This window comes from Pseudomonas sp. FW305-20, assembly GCF_058788075.1.
In genome coordinates this window covers 19712-42404 of record NZ_JBYTAJ010000016.1, presented here as the reverse complement: position 1 = coordinate 42404, position 22693 = coordinate 19712, and the positions used below count along the sequence as shown (strand labels likewise).

The following is a 22693-nucleotide window of genomic DNA, read 5'->3' as shown; positions in this document are numbered from 1 at the left end:
GTCCGTTGCACCACAGAATGCAAAAAAAGTAGGAGCTCTACATGTTCACCAAGCAGCGTTTGATTATTGTCGCTACGGCTGTGGCCTTGCTGTCTGGCTGCGCCTCGCCTAACCCTTACGACAATCAGGGCCAGGCCGACGGTGGTTCCACGGGCATGAGCAAAACCGCTAAATACGGTGGCCTCGGCGCTCTGGCCGGGGCTTTGGCCGGTGCCGCCATCAGTCACGATAACCGTGGCAAGGGCGCGCTGATTGGCGCCGCGGTGGTCGGTGCTTCCGCCGCCGGTTACGGGTATTACGCCGACCAGCAAGAGAAAAAGCTGCGGGCCAGCATGGCCAACACCGGGGTGGAAGTGCAGCGCCAGGGTGATCAGATCAAACTGATCATGCCGGGTAACATCACCTTCGCCACCGATTCGGCGAACATCGCCTCGGGTTTCTATCAGCCGTTGAACAACCTGGCGGGCTCGCTCAAGGAGTTCAGCCAGAACCAGATCGAGATCGTCGGCTACACCGACAGCACCGGCAGCCGCCAGCACAACATGGACCTGTCCCAGCGTCGGGCCCAGAGCGTGGCGACTTACTTGACGTCTCAGGGCGTGAGCGGTGCCAACCTGTCGGCTCGCGGCGCCGGGCCGGATAACCCGATTGCCAGCAACGGCGACGCCAATGGCCGGGCGCAGAACCGCCGGGTCGAGGTCAACCTGAAGGCGATTCCGGGTCAGCAGTATGGTGGTCAGCAACAGCAAGGTACGGTTCAGCAGTATCCATAAGCGTCTGACTGAACCCCAGGCGTTAAAAAGCCCGCTCGATCCTCAACAGATCGGGCGGGCTTTTTTGTGCCGTCAGTCAGGGCCTCTTCGCGAGCAAGCCCGCTCCCACAGGGGAGTGCATTCCAAATGTGGGAGCGGGCTTGCTCGCGAAGAGGCCCGAACTGGCAACTAAACCATCAGCAACAAAAAAGCCCTCGGACAATCTCTTGTCCGAGGGCTTTTTCATGTCGCGCGAAACCTGATTACTTCTTCAGGCCGTAATGCTCATCGAGCATGCCCGGCGCGTTCGGGGCTTTGGGGGCGTAGTCGCGAGGCGGCTCCTGATTGCGCGGCGGCGTCAGGCGTTCCCGTGGGGCGGCAGCTGCATCGGCGTGGAGAGAGGCCAGCAGGCGTTGGCGGGTTTGCTCGTCCAGGGCCAGGCGGTTGGCGCCCTCGGCGAGGTGATCCTGCACTTCCTGATAGCTCTGAGTCAGCTTCTTGACCAGTGTTGCAGTGCTGTTGAAGTGGGTAACCACCTCGTTCTGATAACTGTCGAAACGTTCCTGAATGTCATCCAGCTGACGTTGCGTGCTGCTAGGCGCGGCATTCGGCACCAGGCGAGCGATCAGGAAACCAATGGCGACACCCACAACCAGGGCAAGAGTCGGTAACAACCAAACTAAGAGCGAGTGTTCCACGAGTCCTTCCTCTATAAACGGCTTTGCTTTACGTTAACGGCTCGAACCTGCGCTGTATACCGCGATTCACTCGCAATAGATTGGCACAGACAATTTGCTAGACGAGTCGACCCGATTCGAGGTCACGGAGTTCCTTCCTTGCTTATGCGCGAAACCCCTGTAGTGATTGATGGCCCGGTGGGTCAACTGGAAGCACTTTACCTGGAAAACGAGCAGCCCCGCGGCGTGGCGCTGATTTGCCATCCAAACCCGGTGCAGGGCGGCACCATGCTCAACAAAGTCGTCTCGACCTTGCAGCGCACCGCCCGCGATGCCGGTTTGATTACTTTGCGGTTCAACTACCGTGGTGTCGGTGCCAGCGAAGGCACCCACGACATGGGCACCGGCGAAGTCGACGACGCCCAGGCCGTTGCCGAATGGTTGCGGGCCAAACACCCCGAGTTGCCGCTGACGCTGTTCGGCTTCTCCTTCGGCGGTTTTGTTGCAGCCAGTCTCGGTGGACGTCTGGAAGCCAAGGGTGAGCCGCTCAAGCACCTGTTCATGGTTGCGCCTGCGGTGATGCGCCTGGGCGATCAGGATCAACTGCCGCAGCAAGGCGAACTGACGCTGATCCAGCCGGAAACCGACGAAGTCATCGATCCGCAGCTCGTTTACGACTGGTCCTCGAAACTCGAGCGCCCCCATGAGCTGCTGAAAGTGGCAGAATGCGGACACTTTTTTCATGGCAAGCTGACCGATCTCAAGGATCTGATCCTGCCGCGTCTTTCGAATTGATTGCAGTCTGACAAGCGATTACCCATGACGACTCGTACCCGTATCCTCACCGGCATCACCACCACCGGCACGCCGCACCTGGGCAACTACGCCGGCGCGATCCGCCCGGCGATCATCGCCAGCCGTGACAGCAATGCCGATTCGTTCTACTTCCTGGCCGATTACCACGCCCTGATCAAATGCGATGACCCGCTGCGCATCCAGCGCTCGCGTCTGGAAATCGCCGCGACCTGGCTGGCCGGTGGCCTGGATGTGGAGCGCGTAACCTTCTATCGCCAGTCCGACATCCCGGAAATCCCCGAGCTGACCTGGCTGCTGACCTGCGTTGCCGCCAAGGGCCTGCTCAACCGCGCCCACGCCTACAAGGCTTCGGTGGACAAGAATGTCGAAACCGGCGAAGACCCGGACGCCGGTATCACCATGGGTTTGTACAGCTACCCGGTGCTGATGGCCGCGGACATTCTGATGTTCAACGCCCACAAGGTGCCGGTCGGTCGTGACCAGATCCAGCATGTGGAAATGGCCCGTGACATCGGCCAGCGCTTCAACCACCTGTTCGGCCAGGGCAAAGAATTCTTCACCATGCCCGAGGCGCTGATCGAAGAAAGCGTCGCCACGCTGCCAGGCCTCGACGGTCGCAAGATGTCCAAGAGCTACGACAACACCATTCCGTTGTTCAGCAGCGCCAAGGAAATGAAGGACGCGATTTCGCGGATCGTCACCGACTCCCGCGCGCCGGGCGAGGCGAAAGATCCGGATAACTCGCACCTGTTCACCTTGTTCCAGGCCTTCGCCACCCCGGCGCAGTCCGAGGAATTCCGCAGCGAATTGTTGCAGGGCCTGGGTTGGGGTGAGGCGAAGAATCGTCTGTTCCAGTTGCTCGACAGCGAATTGGGCGAATCCCGCGAGCGTTATCACCAGTTGATCGAACGTCCGGCGGACCTGGAAGACATGCTGCAGCTCGGCGCCAAAAAGGCTCGTTCGGTGGCGACACCGTTCCTTCACGAACTGCGTGAAGCGGTTGGCCTGCGTTCTTTCGTCGCTCAGACCCAGGTCGCGGCGACGACCAAGAAGAAAGCCGCGAAAGCCGCGCGTTTCGTCAGTTTCCGTGAAGACGATGGCAGTTTCCGCTTTCGTCTGCTGGCGGCCGACGGCGAACAGCTGCTGCTGTCGCGCAACTTCGCCGACGGTAAAACCGCGGGCCAGGTAACCAAGCAACTGCAATCGGGCCAGCCATTGGACGTGCGCAGCGAAGACCTGAGCTTCAGCGTCTGGCTCGAAGGCGAGTGCGTTGCCGACAGCCCGGCCTTTGCTGACAGCGCCGCCCGCGATGCTGCCATCGAGACCCTGCGAGTGGCTCTGACGCCGGTTCAGGAATAAATCAGCGGCTCGGCCCGACCAAGGGCTGATTGCCATTCCCACGGGCCGTCGCTACAGTGACGGCCCGTTTTTGTTGCCTTGCTAACGAATTATGACGCCCCTAGAACGATATCAAGCTGATCTGAAACGCCCGGAATTCTTCCATGACGCCGCGCAGGAAACTGCGGTGCGCCATTTGCAGCGCCTGTACGACGATCTGGTCGCGGCCTCGCAGAGCAAGCCGGGCCTGTTCGGCAAACTGTTTGGCAAAAAAGACGCGGCACCGATCAAGGGCCTGTACTTTTGGGGCGGCGTCGGTCGCGGCAAGACCTATCTGGTCGACACCTTCTTCGAAGCGCTGCCGTTCAAGGAAAAGACCCGCACTCACTTCCACCGCTTCATGAAGCGCGTGCATGAAGAGATGAAGACCCTGGGTGGCGAGAAAAACCCGCTGACCATCATCGCCAAACGTTTTTCTGACGAGTCGCGAGTGATTTGTTTCGATGAATTCTTCGTCTCCGACATCACCGACGCGATGATTCTTGGCACGCTGATGGAAGAGCTGTTCAAGAACGGCGTGACCCTGGTCGCGACGTCGAACATCGTGCCGGACGGTCTGTACAAAGATGGACTGCAACGTGCGCGCTTCCTGCCAGCGATTGCGCTGATCAAGCAGCACACCGAGATCGTCAACGTCGACAGCGGCGTCGATTACCGTCTGCGTCACCTCGAGCAAGCGGAGCTGTTCCACTTCCCGCTGGATGATGCGTCCCACGAAAGCCTTCGCAAGAGCTTCCGCGCCCTGACGCCGGAATGCACGGCAGCCATCGAGAACGATGTGCTGATGATCGAGAACCGCGAAATCCGTGCCTTGCGCACGTGCGATGACGTGGCCTGGTTCGACTTCCGCGAACTCTGCGACGGCCCGCGCAGCCAGAACGATTACATCGAACTGGGCAAGATCTTCCACGCCGTGTTGCTCAGCGGTGTCGAGCAAATGAGCGTCACCACCGACGACATCGCCCGACGCTTTATCAACATGGTCGACGAGTTCTACGACCGCAACGTGAAGCTGATCATTTCCGCTGAAGTCGAGCTCAAGGACCTCTACACCGGCGGTCGACTGAACTTCGAGTTCCAGCGCACCCTGAGTCGCCTGCTGGAAATGCAATCCCACGAATTCCTGTCCCGGGCCCACAAGCCGTAGGATTTCGGAAAATGAAAAAGGTCTGCATCTGCAGGCCTTTTTTGTAGATGTGCTGCAGATCCCTACTCGCTGCTACAGGTTGTTGTGTCAGTCTTCCAGGAGGAAGCTGGCCAGTTCATCTTGCCGCTGGCAGCCGATCAGCAACCACAGGAAGATCCGGGCTTTACGCGGGCAAAGAAATCCAGCCATCGATACACCTTTGCGGATCAAGTCCATCTCGCCGCCAATAAAGCCGTAGGAAGAGTGCGCGGTGGACCCGGAACCGGTCCGGGTTGCAACGATCACCGGGATTTTCCTGGCGATCTTTTCGATAACATCCGCCCAACTCTGCGAAACATGTCCGGCACCGAAACCGCCGAGCACCAGCCCGTCATAGCCCAGTTCAAGGATGTTCTCCAGTAACAGCGTGTCGGCAGAGAGCAACGCCTCCAGCATCGCAACCTTCTGCGTCGTCTGTTGCGGCAAAGGTAAAACCGTTCGCGGGGTTGGTGGGCGCAAATAGCGGGTGATGTTTTCCACAAGCATTCCGCAGGGGCCAAAGGCTGGTGAGGAAAACGCCTGCAATGCCAGCGAATCGGTTTTACGCACGCGGCATGCCGCGTGAATCTGCCCGTTCATGACCACCTGAACGCCTCGCAGTCGACTGTTTTCAGCCAGTGCAACCCGGCAGGCATCCAGCAGATTCGCCGGACCATCGGCCCCTGCCTGGGCTGCCGAACGCATGGCGCCGGTCACGACCAGCGGTTCGTCGTGCTCCCACAAGTAATCAAAAAACGCGGCCGTTTCTTCAAGGGTGTCCGTGCCTTGGGTAATCACAACCCCGACGGCACCTTGCTTGATCTGAAAGTTGGCCCAGGAAAGGACACTCAGCAAAAACTCGAAATCCAGTGAGGCACTGGGCAGTAACCCGAGCGTTTCGACGTTGACCCGGGCCAGTGCCGTCAGCTCCGGTACCGACGCCAGCAGGGTTTCGCCGCTGACGGTCGGGACAACACCTTCGCCAGCGTTCCGGGCTTGCATGCTCACGGTGCCGCCGAGCGCGGCTATGGCCAGTTGGGGCAGATCCATGTGATACCTCGCTTGTTTGTAATGAGAAGTGGCTGTATCCGGCTTCGAGCCCGGATACAGCCGGCTGGCAGCGTGCATCAGTTGGCGATCAGCAGTCCGATAATCGGAATGATCAGCAAAGTGCTGATGGCCATGGACAGGACATTACCGATGTAGGCATGCATGTACGCAGGCACTCGCTGGGCAATGGCGCAAGCCAGGGGCGGTGCAATCAGTGCGCCCAGCAGTGCGCTCGAGAGGATCACCTGCCAACTGCCGCCATACGTCAGAACGGCCGCCGGCACCACGGACACCAATGGAACGTAAGTGGGATACCAGCCGCGTGACATCCATTGCCGACGCCAGATCACCACCCCCAGCGCTGAGGTCAACGCCTGGGCACCGATCAATTGGGGCAGCAGGCCCGAGCCGTATACCGGGCTCATCGGATTCCAGGTGTAAGCCAGCAATACACCCAGCAACAGGCCGAGGCTGGCCAGCTCATTGCCAAAGAACGGCGCTTCCGAAAAATCGGCCAGCACCCGGCGCAAGCTCCAGATCACCCCGTAGTCGGGCGTTTTGGTATTGACGGTTGCGGGCGAAGGGGCGGACGGCTGCTCGCAGGGCTCGGACTTCACCAGGCTTGGCAGATAACGGCAAAGTACAAAAGCGAAGACGCTGGCGACTGCCATGCCCAGGACATTGCCGATGACGACAGGCAAACCCAGGGGATTGCACACGTAGTTGACGAACAGCAGGCACGTCGGCGTGACCAGCACGGCGCCCATGATTGCGCCATTGATCGTGACCTTCCAGCCACCACCAAACATCAGCACCATCGCCGCGGGCAGCGAAACAAACGCGGCAAACGTCGGTTGCCAACTGGTTGCGGTGACCGTCCAGCCCCACAGCAGGTTGCTCAGCAACAGTCCAAGCAACGAACTGGTCACCAGCCACGGCCACAATCCAGTCCCATAGGAAATGGCAAAACCTTGCCAGGTTTTTCCCGTGCGATTCGCCCAGTAGGCCAGATAGGCGCCGGCCAACAACCCGATAGAGGCGAACTCGTGTTTGTAGAACGCCACCTCGCTGATGTCGCCCAGCACCCAGCGTAACCACGCAGCCGGTTCGGGAAGCTTCGAGACCATGTCGCTGTAGCTTGGCCAATGCGCTTCCCAGACGGAACGGTGGGTGAATGAAAGCCAGAAAATCAGCAGTGCCGTGCCGATCATCAGCAGGATGATCGCAAGATCCAGTGGCGATCTGGCGCCAGGCCGGTTTTTTTCGATTGTGATGTTCATCGGTTAGCCCCCTTGTCAGCGCGGCAGGCAAGGGTGCTGGGTGTAACCGAGCATCTGATCGTAGAGATCGGCGCGACGATCGCGATGCAGATCGTTCAAATTGTTCCAGATGGGCGCGCTTCGGGAGCTGGTCAGGTCGATATCGGCAAACAGGATTTGTTCCTGGTCCGCTGACGCCACGGCGCCAATCGGCCAGCCATTCGTACCGGCAATCAGTGAGCAGCCCAGATAACGGGCTCCTCGTTCTTCGCCGATCCGGCTGGCGGCGGCGATAAACACATTGTTGACGTGTGCGGCGGTCATGGTCAGGTACGACGCCATGCACTTGCCGGCTTCGTCGAACAGCGGTGGCGGTGTCCACACCCAGTTGTTCAGGCTGCAAATAATGTCCGCGCCTTGCTGGGTCAGGATTCGCGGTACTTCCGGGAACCAGATATCCCAGCAGATCAACAGGCCGATACGACCAATAGGCGTATCAAACACCGGAAAGCCCAGGTCGCCCGGCGTGAACCACAGCTTCTCCAGATTCCACAAATGGGCCTTGCGGTACTTGCCGATAAAACCGTCAGGCCCGACCAGAACGCCGGTGTTGAACAGCCGCATGCCGTCACGCTCAGGTAATCCGGCGACCAGGTAGACTTTGTGGTTGCGGGCAAAGTCCATCCAGATTTTCACACTCGGTCCGTCGGGAATGGCCTCCGAATGGTCGAACGCGTCCTGCCGGTTGCTGAAGAAATAACCTGTGCTGGAAAGCTCGGGCAGCACGATGAGATTGGCACCGCCATTTACCGCCTCCAGTGCCAGTTCCAGACCATGACGCAAATTACCTGCACGTTTTTCCATGCCGACTTGTGGGTCGAATTGCACAACTGCTACACGAACAGGACTTGTTGGCTCGCTCATTCGGGATGACCTCTTTTTATTGTTATTCACGCTGTTTAATTGCGTGTTTATTAAGAGTTGAAATGGCGTTTTTGCGTAAGTCAGCGGCTTCCGTTTGAGCTGTAGTCCGTGTCCGAAGATCGCGCAGGGCAGAGCGCCCGGGTTTCCCTGCCGGGGCGCAAGATGGCGTAATAGAGCGGTTTGACGCAGGCAGAACCAACGCGCAGGCGCATTGGTTCGGGCAAGGTCTCAGGTGCGGATGCGGTATTGCGGGTAGTCGCTCATGCAGAATCCGCCATTGAACACCGCTGCGGTTTTATTGCAGATATGAATCACCGCATCCACGGCGCCGCGAAAACAGGGCTCTGTCCAGCCGGCATCGACCGAAAACGATTCTCCGCAAAAATACAGGCCGGACAGATGTGAGAAATCCCGGTTGTACTTCATCAGGCTCACTGCGTCGTAATAAGTGCCGGGCCTGTATAGCTTGGCGCAGCCCAAGGCGTTTCTGTCCGTCATCCAGCGTTGGACCAACGCTTGTTCAGTTTGAATATAGGGAGAAATCCTCTCCTGGATATTGGCGCAATTCATCAATATCCGGTCGAGTTCCTCTACGCACTTCGCCACCAGTTCCTGGTCGTTGAACAACGCCAGTTTGGTGGCGTCATCCTCCCATGTGTAACTTAATAATATGCAGTCGTATGGATAATTCTCGTTGTAGCGATAGCTGTAAACGTCATGAATGAAACTGTCGGTCACAATGGCTTGGGGGATTTTGGTGTTACTCGAAAGGAAAGATTTACTTAATGGCGCATACACTTTGCAGCTGGTTTCCCAGTGCGCTGTTTTGTAAGCGTTGATCATTGCGAACGGCAACATGTGCTGATTGAAGTTTTCGAGCCGGACACCCGTTTCGATCAGCCAGGAAGGCAGGGTCATGATGACAGCGTCAAAGTCATTGAACAGTTCCTGCGATTGACAGGGCTGGCTGAATTTCCACGTGTAGTAGACGCGTATTTTTTGATCGTCCAGTTTCTTCAGTTTGTTGACGGAAGAATCGGTGAAAAAACCGTCGCCCCTTTCAAGGCAATGTTCGTAGAACGACTTGTGCGCGCTGTCGGTGTTCATGAACAGCAAGCATTCGTCCAGCGCCGCAAGACCGATGTAGCGCGGACTGTCGAAAGGCAGGCCCTTCGCGTCGAGAACAGCATCGCTGTGCAAGTAAGGCGCGGGAAGCGGTTCGCCGCACGAATCGACCCGGCCGTGAACGAGTTGCAGGCGGGTGCTGAATCCGAAAATGGCGGTGCGCAGCGGGTAGAGCGCGCACACGTCATAAAAAGCGCCCCAACTACCGTCGCCGATGCCTATCGAATAGAACAGGGTTGATTCGTGCGAGGTCATTCCGACTCCGCCAAAATCCCCAGGTTTGTCTTTATCCCAGGTGTCCAGCACCGGCATACAGACCAGCTCGCGAAACGAAACACGCTCGTATCTTTCGACGATTGCCGCCCAGACAGCTTCCCATTCCGGCGTGGCGTAGATCGGCGCAACCTGGCGAGTCATGCTGGCGGCAAAGGTTTTCCACTTGGCATAAACCGTTTGCAGCGCCTCGTCGGGTGGAGGGGTCAAGCCGTCTTTGTTCGTCCAGATCAACATGTGCGGATCCGCACGACCACCCAGGCTGCCTTCCTGGAGATAAATACCGGTCGAACTCACCCACTGGCTTCCCGGGTTGGGGAAATCCGATAGCGCCAGGTCAAATGCCTTGGCGTAATAAGCCATCAGCGATCGACCCTCTTTAGGTGGTTCGTTTTCCCTATTGAAGAATGGCAAGCGCATGGCGCCCATCTCGAAAGGAGTGTGACTTTCTTTTATTGAATGGCGGCCATGGACGGTCAGGTGTCTGCCGCCGATGCGTGTCGATTGTTCTATCAGTGTCACGTCGGTAAAACCGCAACGGTAAAGTTCCCGGGCGGCAGTCAGTCCGGTAACACCTGCGCCGATGATGCATATTTTATGCGTTGGATTGGTTGCCTTTGCGACGCCATGTTCCTGTTCGATTAACGCCCGGTAGTCAAAGCACAAGTCCGGTGGATTGGGGAATCGACCTGCCCAGTTCTGTTTAGTCTGGAGATTGTCGGTGTTGTCGTTACATGAAAGAGGTTGGGGAGTGATGTCCGTAGTCATTATTGATCTTCCCTGAAGTGCGGTTCAGTTGGCGGGAAGAATATATTGGCGATTCGAGAAAGCAGCTCGCAAGAGTACAAAGGACTTGTCCGGTACTCTGCATTCCGTTTTTCATGTAAGGGAAATAATCACTTTATCGTTATCTTTAAACACAGTTGGTACAGGCAGTTTAATTCGCAAGCAGGCGCCGCTTGGCAATTACGTGGCGGCGCCTGTATCAACCGTTAGGCTGCTTGTTGAAACTGCTGCCGATACTGGTTCGGCGAGAGCTCGGTGTGCTGGCGGAACAGGCGCGCAAAGAAACTTGCATCGTCATAGCCGACTTCATAGCTGATGGTCTTGATGCTCTTGCGGCTGCCGGACAGCAGACCCTTGGCGGTTTCGATGCGCAGTCGTTGCAGGTAATGCAACGGCTTGTCGCCGGTGGCGGTCTGGAAGCGCCGCATGAAATTGCGGATGCTCATGCCGTGTTCGCGAGCCACGTCTTCGAAGCGGAATTTGTCGGCGAAGTGTTCTTCGAGCCAGTGCTGGATCTGCAGGATGATCACATCCTGGTGCAGCTTCTGACCGCCGAAACCGATTCGTCCCGGCGAGTAGCTGCGCTGCACTTCATAAAGAATGTCCCGCGCCACGGCCTGGGAGACGTTGGCGCCGCAGAAGCGTTCGATCAGGTAGATGTAAAGGTCGCAGGCCGAAGTGGTGCCGCCCGCGCAATACAGGTTGTCGGCGTCGGTCAGGTGCTTGTCCTGATTGAGCTGAACCCGTGGGAAGCGTTCGGCAAACGCATTGAAGAAGCGCCAGTAAGTGGTCGCCTCCTTGCCGTCGAGCAGTCCTGCCTCGGCCAGCCAGAACACCCCGGTGGCTTCGCCGCACAGCACTGCGCCGCGAGCATGTTGCTGACGCAGCCAGGGTAGGACTTGTGGATAACGTTGGCAAAGCGTGTCGAAATCGTCCCAGAAGGCTGGAAGGACAATGATGTCGGCGTTTTCCAGGCCGCCATCCACCGGCATGATCACGTCACTGAAGCTGTTCACCGGTTTGCCGTCGGGGCTGACCAGGCGGGTTTCGAATGCCGGAGTCAGGCCTTGGCCCAGTTGTTTGCCGTAACGCAGGCTGGCCAGGTGGAAAAAATCCTTGGCTTGCATGAGGGTGGAAGCGAAAACCCGGTCGATAGCCAGGATGCTGACGCGCCGCAAGGGCGTGGAGACTTGGTTAGACATAATTCAACTTTATTCTTATAGGGGAAAGTGGTCACCAGACGGCTGGATCGTCTTATTTTTTGTCGCATGTGTCCAGTGTCCTGTGCCGGAGGCGAGGCATAGTCTTTGAGGATCAATTCCGGCTAACAATAACGACAGGTGCCGCATGATCCCCAGAACCTTGTTCAGTTCCGAGCACGAACTTTTTCGCGACAGCGTACGAACGTTCCTCGAAAAAGAGGCCGTGCCGCTCCATGGGCAATGGGAAAAACAAGGCTTTATCGATCGCAAACTCTGGAACAAGGCAGGGGAGGCGGGGATGCTCTGTTCGCATCTGCCGGAAGAATACGGTGGCCTGGGTGCTGACTTTCTCTATAGCGCGGTGGTGATCGAAGAGATCGGTCGTCTCGGCCTGACCGGTATCGGTTTTTCCCTGCATTCGGACATCGTCGCGCCTTACATCCTGCATTACGGCAGTGAAGCGCTGAAACACAAATACCTGCCGAAACTGGTGTCTGGCGAAATGGTCACGGCGATTGCCATGACCGAGCCGGGTGCCGGTTCCGACCTGCAAGGGGTGAAAACCACCGCGGTGCTCGATGGCGACGAGTATGTGATCAACGGTTCGAAGACCTTCATCACCAACGGGTTTCTCGCTGACCTGGTGATTGTCGTGGCCAAGACCGATCCGAAAGCTGGTGCAAAAGGCACCAGCCTGTTTCTGGTGGAGGCCAACACCCCGGGCTTCGCCAAGGGCAAACGCCTGGAAAAAGTCGGCATGAAGGCCCAGGACACTTCGGAACTGTTCTTCCAGGATGTTCGGGTGCCCAAGGAAAACCTGTTGGGGCAGGCCGGGATGGGCTTCGCGTACCTGATGCAGGAATTGCCTCAAGAGCGTCTTACCGTGGCCATCGGCGGGCTTGCTTCGGCTGAAGCTGCGTTGCAATGGACGCTGGATTACACCCGCGAGCGCAAGGCATTCGGCAAGGCAATCGCCGACTTCCAGAACACCCGCTTCAAACTGGCGGAAATGGCGACCGAGATTCAGATCGGTCGGGTCTTCGTCGATCGCTGTCTGGAGTTGCACTTGCAAGGCAAGCTCGACGTGCCGACCGCGGCGATGGCCAAATACTGGGGCACAGACCTGCAATGCAAGGTGCTCGACGAGTGCGTGCAGTTGCATGGCGGTTACGGTTTCATGTGGGAATACCCGATCGCCCGGGCGTGGGCGGATGCGCGGGTACAGCGGATTTATGCGGGGACCAACGAGATCATGAAGGAGATTATTGCGCGGTCGCTTTGATTTGCAGCGACTGTCAGGCCGCTATCGCGAGCAGGCTCGCTCCCACACTAGACCGAGTTCTCTTAGAGATACGCGATCGAGTGTGGGCGCGGGCTTGCTCGCGAAGGCTTTTTAGTTATCGATCAAGGAGCCGGGTTCGGGTGATCCTTGTGAATCGCCTCAATCCCCTCCAGCACTTCATCGGAAAGTTTCAGATCGAAGCTGGCAAGGTTGCTTTCAAGCTGCTCCATAGTGGTCGCGCCAATGATGTTGCTGGTCACAAAGGGTTGCTGCGTGACAAACGCCAACGCCATTTGCGCCGGGTCCAGGCCATGTTCACGCGCCAGTGCCACATAACGACTGCACGCGGCTTCCGACTGCGGGTTGAAATAGCGGCTGAAGCGGCTGTAGAGGCTCAGGCGACCTTTAGGTGGACGCGCGCCCCCTTCGTACTTGCCCGACAGGAAACCGAACGCCAGCGGCGAATAGGCGAGTAGGCCGCACTGTTCGCGGATAGCGATTTCCGCCAGGCCGACTTCGAAGCTGCGGTTGAGCAGATTGTACGGGTTCTGGATCGACACGGCGCGCGGCCAGCCACGGGCTTCGGCCAGGGCGAGGAAGCGCATGGTGCCCCATGGCGTTTCATTGGACAGGCCGATGTGGCGGATCTTGCCGGCCTTGACCTGTTCGTCCAGCGCTTCGAGGGTGTCCTCCAGCGGCGTGAGGTTGGCTTCGGTCTGGTGTTTGTAGCCGAGTTGGCCGAAGAAATTGGTGCTGCGTTCCGGCCAATGCAGCTGGTAGAGGTCGATGTAGTCGGTCTGCAAGCGCTTGAGGCTGGCGTCCACGGCTTCGGTGATGTGCTGGCGGTTGTGTCGCAGGTTTTTGTCGCGGATGTAGTCGATGGTGTTGCCGGGGCCGGCGATCTTGCTGGCCAGGATCCAGTCGGCGCGATCACCACGGCTTTTGAAGTAATTGCCGATGTAGCGCTCGGTGGTGGCGTAGGTTTCGGCCTTGGGCGGCACCGGGTACATCTCGGCAGTATCGATGAAATTGATCCCGGCACTCTTGGCCCGTTCAATCTGGGCGAAGGCTTCAGTCTCGCTGTTTTGCTCGCCCCAGGTCATGGTGCCGAGGCAGATTGCACTCACGTTCAGATTGGTTCGGCCTAGCTGGCGATAGTCCATCGGGTGCTCCTTGGGCAAAACAATCATAAAAGCAGGTTGAATTATTTTTCGCAATCTGCATAATTGCGCACCTCTTTCTGCAGTGGAAGTGATGCGCCGCCGCCGAAGAATCTTGCCGTTGAACGGACGCGCCGACCCGAGCCCCCGAAAGCGTCTGTATCCGGCTGCCTTTGACTTGTCAAAGTACGCACTATTCAGTAAGATCCGCCGTCTAATTTACAGGGCGGCCCCTGAGGCTATAAAGAATGAAAACTTTTACTGCTAAACCGGAAACAGTACAGCGCGACTGGTTTGTCGTCGACGCTGCAGGTCAGACCCTGGGTCGTCTGGCCACCGAAATCGCGAGCCGTCTGCGTGGCAAGCATAAAGCTGAGTACACTCCTCACGTTGACACCGGCGATTACATCGTCGTTATCAATGCCGAGCAGATTCGTGTAACCGGTGCTAAAACCACCGACAAAATCTACTACTCCCACTCCGGTTTCCCGGGCGGCATCAAGTCGATCAACTTCGAGAAGCTGATCGCTAAAGCCCCTGAGCGCGTGATCGAGACCGCGGTCAAAGGCATGCTGCCTAAGAACCCGCTGGGTCGCGACATGTATCGTAAGCTGAAAGTCTATGCGGGCGCTGTACACCCTCATACTGCTCAGCAGCCCCAAGAACTGAAGTTTTAACGGAATAGTTCATTATGTCGGCGACTCAAAATTACGGCACTGGCCGTCGCAAGACCGCAACCGCACGCGTTTTCCTGCGTCCGGGTACTGGTAACATCTCCATCAACAACCGCACCCTGGAAAATTTCTTCGGCCGCGAAACTGCCCGCATGGTAGTTCGTCAGCCGCTGGAACTGACTGAGACTGTCGAGAAATTCGACATCTACGTCACCGTGATCGGTGGTGGTGTAAGTGGTCAAGCTGGCGCAATCCGCCACGGTATCACTCGCGCACTGATGCAGTACGACGAAACCCTGCGTGGCGCTCTGCGCAAAGCTGGCTTCGTTACTCGCGATGCACGTGAAGTTGAACGTAAGAAAGTTGGTCTGCGTAAAGCGCGTAAGCGTCCGCAGTACTCGAAGCGTTAATTCGCTTTTACGTTCAAAAAAGAACGCCCAGTTTCCTTGCGAAGCTGGGCGTTTTTTTATGGGCGCGATTTATCAAAGAATTGCTCTGTGACAACTTGCCACAGCCGTAGAAGCCCTATACTGCAAGGCTTGGCAGTTAAGCCCCTTGGTAATTACCTTGTCAGAATTGGGGCTTTTCATTACCATTCGGCAAAATTTTTATAAGTTCAGATTTTTACTTAGTAGACGCCTGATTTAACAGGCCACAAAGCTGATGGGAGAGGACTGAATGAGCAATGACGGCGTGAATGCAGGCCGGCGTCGCTTCTTGGTAGCAGCCACATCCGTGGTGGGTGCTGCAGGAGCGGTGGGGGCTGCGGTCCCGTTCGTGGGGTCATGGTTTCCCAGTGCCAAGGCGAAAGCCGCAGGTGCACCGGTGAGGGTGAATGTCAGCAAGATCGAGCCAGGCCAGCAGATGATTGCTGAGTGGCGTGGTCAGCCGGTGTTCATTGTCCGCCGTACCGAGGAAATCCTGGGGAATCTGAAAAAGATCGAGGGCCAGCTGTCTGACCCGACCTCCAAGAACTCGACACAACCGACCTATGTCGACCCGGAAACGCGTTCGATCAAGCCAGAGGTTCTGCTGCTGATCGGTATCTGCACGCACCTGGGTTGCTCGCCGACCTTCCGTCCAGAAGTGGCACCTGCGGATCTGGGCAAGGATTGGGTAGGTGGTTATTTCTGCCCTTGCCACGGTTCCCACTACGATCTGGCTGGCCGCGTCTACAAGTCGCAACCTGCGCCTTTGAACCTGCCAGTTCCCCCGCATTCCTATGAGACCGATGACATCATTGTCGTTGGCGTCGATACGGAGAAAGCGTGATGAGCAAGTTCATGGATTGGGTTGATGCGCGCTTTCCCGCGACCAAAATGTGGGAAGACCATCTCAGCAAGTACTACGCCCCGAAGAACTTCAACTTCTTCTATTTCTTTGGTTCCCTCGCACTGCTCGTTCTGGTTAACCAGATCGTTACCGGTGTCTGGCTGACCATGAGCTACACCCCGTCGGCGGAAGAAGCGTTTGCTTCCGTCGAATACATCATGCGCGACGTCGAGCACGGCTCGATCCTGCGCATGCTGCACGCAGTCGGCGCTTCGATGTTCTTCATCGTCGTTTACCTGCATATGTTCCGTGGCCTGCTTTACGGTTCGTACCAGAAGCCGCGTGAGCTGGTGTGGGTGTTCGGCATGCTGATCTACCTGGCGTTGATGGCTGAGGCCTTCATGGGTTATCTGCTGCCGTGGGGCCAGATGTCCTACTGGGGTGCCCAGGTGATCATCTCGCTGTTCGGTGCGATCCCGGTCATCGGTGACGACCTGACCCAGTGGATCCGTGGTGACTACCTGATTTCCGGTATTACCCTGAACCGCTTCTTCGCCCTGCACGTTGTTGCCTTGCCGATCGTGATCCTCGGTCTGGTGGTGCTGCACGTTCTGGCGCTGCACGAAGTCGGTTCGAACAACCCGGACGGCGTGGACATCAAGAAATTCAAAGACGAAAACGGCGTACCGCTGGATGGCATTGCCTTCCACCCGTACTACACCGTGAAAGATATCGTCGGCGTGGTGGTGTTCCTGTTCATCTTCTGCTCGATCGTGTTCTTCTTCCCTGAAATGGGCGGCTACTTCCTCGAGAAGCCGAACTTTGAAGTGGCGAACGCCTTCAAGACTCCTGAGCACATCGCTCCGGTCTGGTACTTCACACCGTTCTACGCGATTCTGCGGGCGGTTCCGGACAAGCTCCTGGGCGTTATCGCCATGGGCGCGGCCATCGCTGTGCTATTCGTCCTGCCATGGCTCGATCGCAGTCCGGTCAAGTCGATGCGCTACAAAGGCTGGCTGAGCAAGATCTGGCTCTGGGTGTTCTGCATTTCGTTCGTGATCCTGGGCGTGTTGGGTGTTCTGGCTCCAACGCCAGGCCGTACGTTGCTGTCGCAGGTATGTACCTTCCTGTACTTCGCCTACTTCATTCTGATGCCGTTCTACACCAGGCTCGAGAAGACCAAACCGGTTCCGGAAAGGGTGACTGGCTGATGAAAAAGCTATTTGCTGTACTGATTCTTGCGGCGATGCCTGTACTGTCTTTCGCATCGACATCGAGTGGCCCGGAGCTGGAAAAGGTCGATATCGACGTTTCCGACAAGGCTGCCATGCAGGACGGCGCACGTACGTTCGCCAACTATTGCATGGGCTGTCACAGCGCCAAGTTCCAGCGCTACGAGCGTGTTGCCGATGACTTGGGCATTCCGCATGACCTGATGCTCTCGAAGCTGGTGTTCACCGGCGCCAAGATTGGCGACCACATGAGCATCGGCATGCAGCCGGCTGACGCCAAGACCTGGTTCGGTGCGGCACCGCCCGACCTGACCCTGGTCGCCCGCGTTCGTGGCACTGACTGGCTCTACGGTTACCTGAAATCTTTCTACGAAGACCCATCGCGTCCTTGGGGCGTGAACAACAAGGTATTCCCGAACGTCGGGATGCCTAACGTTCTGGTCGGCCTGCAGGGTCGCCAGGTGGTAGGCTGCAAGCAAGTTCAAGTCGTCGAAGACGGCAAGAAGCAATACGATCCGCTGACTGGCACGGCTTTGACTCATGAAGCTTGCGACCAACTGACCGTATTGCCGAAAACCGGCACGCTGAACGAAGAGCAGTTCGACGAGAAGGTCAAGAATCTGGTGACCTTCCTGGCCTACTCGGCCAACCCGGTGAAGCTGCAGCATCAGCGCATCGGTACCTATGTGTTGCTGTACCTGGCGTTCTTCTTCGTATTCGCATACTTGCTCAAGCGTGAATACTGGAAAGACGTCCATTGATATTGCTGTAAAATTGCTGTCAATCGCGCGCGCCCAGGGGCGTCTCTTAAGGTGTAACGAGCCTGGTAGTCCAGGCGTTACGGGAGGCGCCCTCTGGGCGCGCGCGTTTTTCCGTTTCCGATAATTTCAACAAGCGAGGAGGACCGCCATGGGCGTGACCAATCGGTTGGCCTGTTACTCCGACCCCGCCGACCACTATTCCCACCGAGTGCGTATCGTACTTGCAGAGAAGGGTGTCAGCGCCGAGATCATTTACGTGGAAGCTGGTCGCCAGCCGCCTAAACTGATTGAAGTGAACCCTTACGGCAGCTTGCCCACCCTGGTCGATCGTGACCTGGCGTTGTGGGAGTCGACCGTGGTGATGGAATATCTGGATGAGCGTTACCCGCACCCGCCTTTATTGCCGGTTTATCCCGTGGCGCGTGCCAACAGCCGTCTGCTGATTCATCGTATTCAGCGTGACTGGTGTGGTCTGGTGGATCTGATCCTGGATTCCCGATCCAAGGAAGCAGCCCGTGTCGTTGCTCGTAAAGAGCTGCGCGAAAGCCTGACTGGCGTGTCGCCGCTGTTCGCCGACAAGCCGTTTTTCCTCAGTGAGGAACAAAGCCTGGTGGATTGCTGCCTATTGCCAATACTCTGGCGATTGCCGATTCTGGGTATTGAACTGCCGCGGCCTGCCAAGCCGCTGCTTGATTATATGGAGCGCTCGTTTGCGCGTGAGGCTTTCCAGGCGAGTCTGTCTGGTGTCGAACGCGATATGCGCTAAGGCTTAAGGAGCCGCTATGAACTCCAGTCGACCTTATCTGGTCCGCGCGCTCTACGAGTGGATTGTGGACAACGATTGCACCCCGCACATGCTGGTCAACTCCGAGTATCCGTCGGTGCAGGTGCCTCAAGGTTTTGCCAGTGACGGACAGATTGTCCTGAACGTATCACCGGCAGCCGTGCGTCATTTGCACATGGACAACGAAGCGGTCAGCTTCGAAGGGCGTTTCGGTGGCGTGCCACACACCCTGTACGTGCCTATCGCATCGATCCTGGGCATTTACGCTCGGGAGAACGGTCAAGGCATGGTGTTCGATCTGGAATCGCCTATGGAAGACGACGAAGAGATCGAGCCGGATGACGATATTCCGCCACCCGACAGTGAGCCACCGCGTCCCAGCGGTCGACCCAGTTTGAAAGTGGTGAAGTAATAAAAAAGGCGATCCGAAAGGATCGCCTTTTTTATTACGTGTAGGAGCACGGCTTGCCGGCGATGGCGATCCTGAGATCGTCATCGTCGGCAGGGTTGGTTCAGTCGATGTATTCGAACAGCTTCACGATTTTCTGCACGCCGGAAACGCCCTGTACCAAATTGGTGGCTTGGGCCGCTTCCTGTTTGGTCAACAGACCCAGCAGGTAGACGATGCCGTTCTCGGTGACAACCTTGATGCGCGAGCCCGGAATGTTCGGATCGGTAAGCATCTGGGTCTTGATCTTGGAGGTCAGCCAGGTGTCGTTCTGGCGAGCCAGGAAGCCGGAAGGTGGCAGGACTTGCAGTTCGTTGTGGACTGTCTTCACGCGCTGAACAGCCGCAGCGGCTTGTTCAGCCTTGGCCTTGAGGTCGGCACGCGGGGTTTGTCCGGCAAGCAGCACGACGCCATTGAAGCTGGTGACGACGATGTGCGAGTCGTTATCCAGGGCGGGATCGGCCTTGGCAATGTTCACGCCGACCTTGGTGTCGATCAGAGAGTCGTCGATCTTGCTGCCGAAGGTGCGCGTGCCGCGGTCATCTTCAATCGGTGCTTCGCGGCTGGCTTTAACCACCGAGGTGCAGCCGCTGATGCCGAGGCACAGGGTCAAGGCCAGAAGGCCTAGGCGATTAGGGGTCATTCTTCACTCCCGAACAATTGGCTGTCGATCAAATCGCAAAGGCAATGGATCGCCAGCAGGTGGACTTCCTGAATACGTGCGGTGACGTTGGCCGGTACGCGAATCTCGACGTCCTCGGGCAATAGCAGCGACGCCATGCCGCCGCCATCACGACCGGTCAATGCTACGACAACCATTTCGCGATCATGTGCGGCCTGGATCGCTTGAATAATGTTTGCCGAGTTGCCGCTGGTGGAAATCGCCAGCAATACATCTCCCGGCTGGCCGAGGGCGCGGATCTGTTTGGAGAAGATTTCGTTGTAGCTGTAGTCGTTGGCGATCGAGGTAATCGTCGAGCTGTCGGTGGTCAGCGCAATCGCTGGCAAGCTCGGGCGCTCGCGCTCGAAGCGGTTGAGCAGCTCGGACGAAAAGTGCTGGGCATCCCCGGCAGAGCCGCCGTTGCCGCAGGACAGCATTTTGCCTTCGTTGAGCAGGGCGTTGACCATCACCTGGCTGGCTTGCTCGATGTGCGGTGCAAGTACGTCCATCGCCATTTGCTTGGTATCGATACTGGCCTGAAAAAGCTGGCGAATTCGGGATTGCATGTCCATCTGTGTGACCTTAATTAGCGCGGCTACTCGGCACATGAATGTGCAGCCCGCAAAGCAAAGAGCAAAAGTGTTGGGTGAAAGTGTCCGGTTCGGGGCGCGCGCGATCAGCTGTCGAAGGCATTCTGCAACCAGTTCAACTGATCGAGGTTGCTGTCGATGGCAACCACGTCGAAACGGCAAGGGGTATTGGCCCAACGCGACTCGCGCTGAAGAAAGTGCTGCGCGGCAATTATCAGTTTCTGCCGTTTGCGCTCATCGATGCTGCCGAGCGCGCCACCCCATTGAGTGTTTTTTCTGTAGCGGACTTCAACGAATACTACTGTATCGCCATCAAGCATGACCAGATCAAGCTCGCCGCGTTTGCACAACCAGTTCTGCGCCAACAGGCGCAGACCTTGTTGTTGAAGATGCTCGAGCGCATGGCGCTCGCCATCTTTACCGCTTTGCTGGCGTGATCTGTCGGGCATCAGCGCGGAGTATCCGGGAGGCGTTGAACCTGGCCGCTGACAAACTGTGCCCACGGCAACTGGCGCACGACTCGCTGGTTCTGAGTCATGCCCAGGCTGCCCGACTGACCTTCGATGCGGCTGTCCGGTAGAGCCTTGAGTTGGCCCAGGCGTGGTGCCAGGCTGTAAGCATCGACACCCATCGCGTACAGGCGGCCCAGGCTGCCAGCAGCTTGTGGCCATTGAGCGGTGACCTGTTTGCGCAGTGGATCGTTGGTCTCCAGCAACCATGGGGTTTCGCAGAAGCGAATGCCGTTCATGTCGTTGTACTGGTTCACATCGCCGCTGGCGCTGAACACGTGGGAGGTGGCATAAACCGGCACATCGCCGGCGTACTGGAAGTTCAAGGTCGGCTTGATCTGCTGGGCCTGCTGAGGCGTTGCAGCGAGGAAGATGAACTCGATGTCCTGGCGACGTGAAGGCTGGGCGGCGACCTGTCCGCCAACGGTGCTTTGCAGGCTCTTGGCACGACCTTCGCTCTGACGCAGCTGGAACATGTCAGCGATCTGCTGGGCCAGTTGAACCGGTTGATCGACACGTTCGGTCGCGACGATGCTGCCACCGTTAGCCTGCCAATCCTGGCTGAACGCTCTCAAGACGCGATCGCCCCATTCGCCTTTCGGCACCATGATGGCTGCGCGATGCAGGCCATCGGCGCGAGCACGGCGGGACACTTCGCGGGCTTCGTCTTCTGCCGCAAGACCAAACTGGAACAGTTGGGCCGGACCTTGTGCGCCTTCGCTGTAATTCAGCGCCAGGGTGGTGATCGGCAGTTGCGGGCGAGCGCTGAGCTGTTTGACCAGCGGTTTCTCCAGCGGGCCGATGACCAGTTGCACACCGTCGGCCTGGGCCTTGCGATAGAACTCATCGAGGGATGTCAGACGCGTGCTGTCATAGAACTCGATGGCTGGCGGCTTCTGCCCGGCTTGTTGGGCCTGGTAGTGAGCAGCCATGAAACCTTCGCGCAGTGCCCTGCCGACCGAGGCCAGCGGGCCGTCTTGTGGCAGCAGCAGGGCGATTTTGCTCAGGGGCTGGCTGGCCAGTTCCTTGAGCTTGGTCAGTGGCAGCGGCAATTGAATGGCGGCGGGGTGCTTTGGATTCTGGGCGCGCCAGTTGTCGATCGCGGCTTGCTGTTGTTCCAGGGTGCCGGCAGTTTTCACCGCCTGCGCCAGGCCCATCCAGCCGCCGAGGTCGTCGGTGGCGCTCGGCTGCAATTGATCGGTCGGCAGCGAGGCGATCAATGTCCAGATCGCTTCGTGGTTTTTGCTGGCGGCTTCACCTTCAAGCATTGGCGCGATGAAGATGCGCTCCCGTGCGGCGGCCAGTGTCTGGCCATCGGCTTCAAGGGCGCGGGCATGGACGGTACCGGTGCGAACCTGTTGCTCGACCGGCAGTTCGCTCAGGCGTTGCAGGCTCGGATGACTCAAGGCTGTCAGCGCCGCTTTGGGCTGATTGCGAACCATGGCCAGTTCAGCCGCCAGGGTACTGGCGAAAACCTGTGGGCCAGGCTTGAGTGTTTCGACGGGGACTTGTTGCAGGATTTGCGCGGACTGGCCGGCATTCCCCTGGCGATAGGCCAGGTCTGCCGCGCTCAGGCGCAACAGGGAGGCTTTTTCCGGGTCTTTGCTTTCAGCGGCCTGTGCGAGCAGTTGCTCGATACTGGCATCCGGGGTCCGTGGAAGTTCGCCAAGGCTGGAGGAGGGCGAGCTGGCGCAAGCCGCCAGCAAGGCAGCAAGGCAGAGGGCAGTGAACAGCCGCAGGCAAGCGATCATGTAGTGTTCCTGATACTCGATCAAATTAGCGTGGAATTGTACCCAAGCACTGGCCGGGGCGCGATGTTACTGGTGTGAATCGATCAATTTAGCTCGTGCAAATGTTGCGGCACTGCACAAAAGGCTGCAAAACCGAGGGTTG

At 57.9% G+C, this 22693-nt stretch carries 23 protein-coding genes; 12 read left to right on the top strand and 11 right to left on the bottom strand.

The window, feature by feature from the left end; all coding sequences use genetic code 11:
* Positions 1 to 41: 41 nt before the first annotated feature.
* On the top strand, positions 42 to 773 hold the full coding sequence (locus AC3WP4_RS15680; RefSeq protein WP_076029822.1) for a YiaD family glycine zipper/OmpA-like lipoprotein: 732 nt from the start codon (positions 42 to 44) through the stop codon (positions 771 to 773).
* A gap of 242 nt (positions 774 to 1015) precedes the next feature.
* Here AC3WP4_RS15680 and AC3WP4_RS15675 read toward each other — a convergent pair whose 3' ends face one another.
* The gene (locus tag AC3WP4_RS15675; RefSeq protein ID WP_008155956.1) at positions 1016 to 1450 is read right to left on the bottom strand and encodes a Z-ring associated ZapG family protein; all 435 of its coding nucleotides are present in this window, start codon (positions 1448 to 1450) and stop codon (positions 1016 to 1018) included.
* Between the two features lie 144 nt (positions 1451 to 1594).
* Here AC3WP4_RS15675 and AC3WP4_RS15670 point away from each other — a divergent pair, with 144 nt between their 5' ends.
* The 3 genes from AC3WP4_RS15670 to zapE all read left to right on the top strand — a co-directional run bounded on the left by AC3WP4_RS15670 (position 1595) and on the right by zapE (position 4790).
* Entirely contained in the window at positions 1595 to 2224 is a 630-nt protein-coding gene (locus AC3WP4_RS15670) for an alpha/beta hydrolase (protein WP_076029823.1), read from the top strand.
* 24 nt (positions 2225 to 2248) lie between these two features.
* A complete protein-coding gene (locus AC3WP4_RS15665) occupies positions 2249 to 3604 on the top strand; it encodes a tryptophan--tRNA ligase (protein WP_074880132.1) in 1356 nt (451 codons plus the stop codon).
* Between the two features lie 91 nt (positions 3605 to 3695).
* Positions 3696 to 4790, top strand: coding sequence for a cell division protein ZapE (gene zapE / locus AC3WP4_RS15660; protein WP_074880131.1), 1095 nt, complete (start codon positions 3696 to 3698; stop codon positions 4788 to 4790).
* 87 nt (positions 4791 to 4877) lie between these two features.
* Here the strand turns inward: zapE and AC3WP4_RS15655 are convergent, their stop codons facing one another.
* The 5 genes from AC3WP4_RS15655 to AC3WP4_RS15635 all read right to left on the bottom strand — a co-directional run bounded on the left by AC3WP4_RS15655 (position 4878) and on the right by AC3WP4_RS15635 (position 11328).
* Positions 4878 to 5858: an asparaginase gene (locus tag AC3WP4_RS15655; RefSeq protein ID WP_102615292.1), complete on the bottom strand. Its 981-nt coding sequence runs from the start codon at positions 5856 to 5858 to the stop codon at positions 4878 to 4880.
* A 77-nt stretch (positions 5859 to 5935) separates the two neighbouring features.
* Positions 5936 to 7138 carry a threonine/serine exporter family protein gene (locus tag AC3WP4_RS15650; RefSeq protein WP_102615293.1) on the bottom strand — a complete coding sequence of 401 codons (1203 nt, stop codon included), beginning with the start codon at positions 7136 to 7138 and terminating at the stop codon, positions 5936 to 5938.
* A 15-nt stretch (positions 7139 to 7153) separates the two neighbouring features.
* On the bottom strand, positions 7154 to 8041 hold the full coding sequence (locus AC3WP4_RS15645) for a nitrilase family protein (RefSeq protein WP_076029827.1): 888 nt from the start codon (positions 8039 to 8041) through the stop codon (positions 7154 to 7156).
* 228 nt (positions 8042 to 8269) lie between these two features.
* A complete protein-coding gene (locus AC3WP4_RS15640) occupies positions 8270 to 10207 on the bottom strand; it encodes a flavin monoamine oxidase family protein (protein WP_102615294.1) in 1938 nt (645 codons plus the stop codon).
* Between the two features lie 224 nt (positions 10208 to 10431).
* Entirely contained in the window at positions 10432 to 11328 is an 897-nt protein-coding gene (locus AC3WP4_RS15635; RefSeq protein ID WP_173860460.1) for a GlxA family transcriptional regulator, read from the bottom strand.
* 244 nt (positions 11329 to 11572) lie between these two features.
* Between AC3WP4_RS15635 and AC3WP4_RS15630 the strand changes: the two genes are divergently transcribed.
* Positions 11573 to 12709, top strand: a complete 1137-nt coding sequence (locus tag AC3WP4_RS15630; RefSeq protein WP_074880118.1) for an acyl-CoA dehydrogenase family protein — start codon at positions 11573 to 11575, stop codon at positions 12707 to 12709.
* A 122-nt stretch (positions 12710 to 12831) separates the two neighbouring features.
* On the opposite strand, the gene AC3WP4_RS15625 is transcribed toward AC3WP4_RS15630, so the two are convergent.
* A complete protein-coding gene (locus tag AC3WP4_RS15625; RefSeq protein WP_074880116.1) occupies positions 12832 to 13872 on the bottom strand; it encodes an NADP(H)-dependent aldo-keto reductase in 1041 nt (346 codons plus the stop codon).
* Positions 13873 to 14117: 245 nt separating this feature from the next.
* On the opposite strand from AC3WP4_RS15625, the gene rplM reads away from it, so the two are divergent.
* The 7 genes from rplM to AC3WP4_RS15590 all read left to right on the top strand — a co-directional run bounded on the left by rplM (position 14118) and on the right by AC3WP4_RS15590 (position 19004).
* A complete protein-coding gene (gene rplM, locus AC3WP4_RS15620; protein WP_007905295.1) occupies positions 14118 to 14546 on the top strand; it encodes a 50S ribosomal protein L13 in 429 nt (142 codons plus the stop codon).
* Between the two features lie 14 nt (positions 14547 to 14560).
* Positions 14561 to 14953 (top strand): 30S ribosomal protein S9, encoded by a 393-nt coding sequence (rpsI, locus tag AC3WP4_RS15615; protein WP_003216038.1) that lies wholly within the window; start codon positions 14561 to 14563, stop codon positions 14951 to 14953.
* Positions 14954 to 15221: 268 nt separating this feature from the next.
* On the top strand, positions 15222 to 15815 hold the full coding sequence (gene petA / locus AC3WP4_RS15610; RefSeq protein ID WP_074880113.1) for a ubiquinol-cytochrome c reductase iron-sulfur subunit: 594 nt from the start codon (positions 15222 to 15224) through the stop codon (positions 15813 to 15815).
* Entirely contained in the window at positions 15815 to 17026 is a 1212-nt protein-coding gene (locus tag AC3WP4_RS15605; RefSeq protein ID WP_074880111.1) for a cytochrome b, read from the top strand. The genes petA and AC3WP4_RS15605 overlap by 1 nt, the downstream gene beginning before the upstream one ends.
* On the top strand, positions 17026 to 17808 hold the full coding sequence (locus AC3WP4_RS15600; RefSeq protein ID WP_074880110.1) for a cytochrome c1: 783 nt from the start codon (positions 17026 to 17028) through the stop codon (positions 17806 to 17808). Before AC3WP4_RS15605 ends, AC3WP4_RS15600 begins: the two co-directional genes overlap by 1 nt.
* A 148-nt stretch (positions 17809 to 17956) precedes the next feature.
* A complete protein-coding gene (locus AC3WP4_RS15595; RefSeq protein ID WP_008155978.1) occupies positions 17957 to 18574 on the top strand; it encodes a glutathione S-transferase N-terminal domain-containing protein in 618 nt (205 codons plus the stop codon).
* Positions 18575 to 18590: 16 nt separating this feature from the next.
* Positions 18591 to 19004: a ClpXP protease specificity-enhancing factor gene (locus tag AC3WP4_RS15590; RefSeq protein WP_074880107.1), complete on the top strand. Its 414-nt coding sequence runs from the start codon at positions 18591 to 18593 to the stop codon at positions 19002 to 19004.
* Positions 19005 to 19104: 100 nt separating this feature from the next.
* Here the strand turns inward: AC3WP4_RS15590 and AC3WP4_RS15585 are convergent, their stop codons facing one another.
* The 4 genes from AC3WP4_RS15585 to AC3WP4_RS15570 form a co-directional block, all read right to left on the bottom strand.
* Positions 19105 to 19683, bottom strand: coding sequence for a BON domain-containing protein (locus tag AC3WP4_RS15585; RefSeq protein WP_074880104.1), 579 nt, complete (start codon positions 19681 to 19683; stop codon positions 19105 to 19107).
* Positions 19680 to 20273 carry a phosphoheptose isomerase gene (locus tag AC3WP4_RS15580; protein WP_007943727.1) on the bottom strand — a complete coding sequence of 198 codons (594 nt, stop codon included), beginning with the start codon at positions 20271 to 20273 and terminating at the stop codon, positions 19680 to 19682. Before AC3WP4_RS15580 ends, AC3WP4_RS15585 begins: the two co-directional genes overlap by 4 nt.
* 104 nt (positions 20274 to 20377) lie before the next feature.
* The gene (locus tag AC3WP4_RS15575) at positions 20378 to 20740 is read right to left on the bottom strand and encodes a YraN family protein (RefSeq protein ID WP_102615295.1); all 363 of its coding nucleotides are present in this window, start codon (positions 20738 to 20740) and stop codon (positions 20378 to 20380) included.
* Positions 20740 to 22551, bottom strand: coding sequence for a penicillin-binding protein activator (locus AC3WP4_RS15570; protein WP_102615296.1), 1812 nt, complete (start codon positions 22549 to 22551; stop codon positions 20740 to 20742). Before AC3WP4_RS15570 ends, AC3WP4_RS15575 begins: the two co-directional genes overlap by 1 nt.
* Between the last annotated feature and the right edge of the window lie 142 nt (positions 22552 to 22693).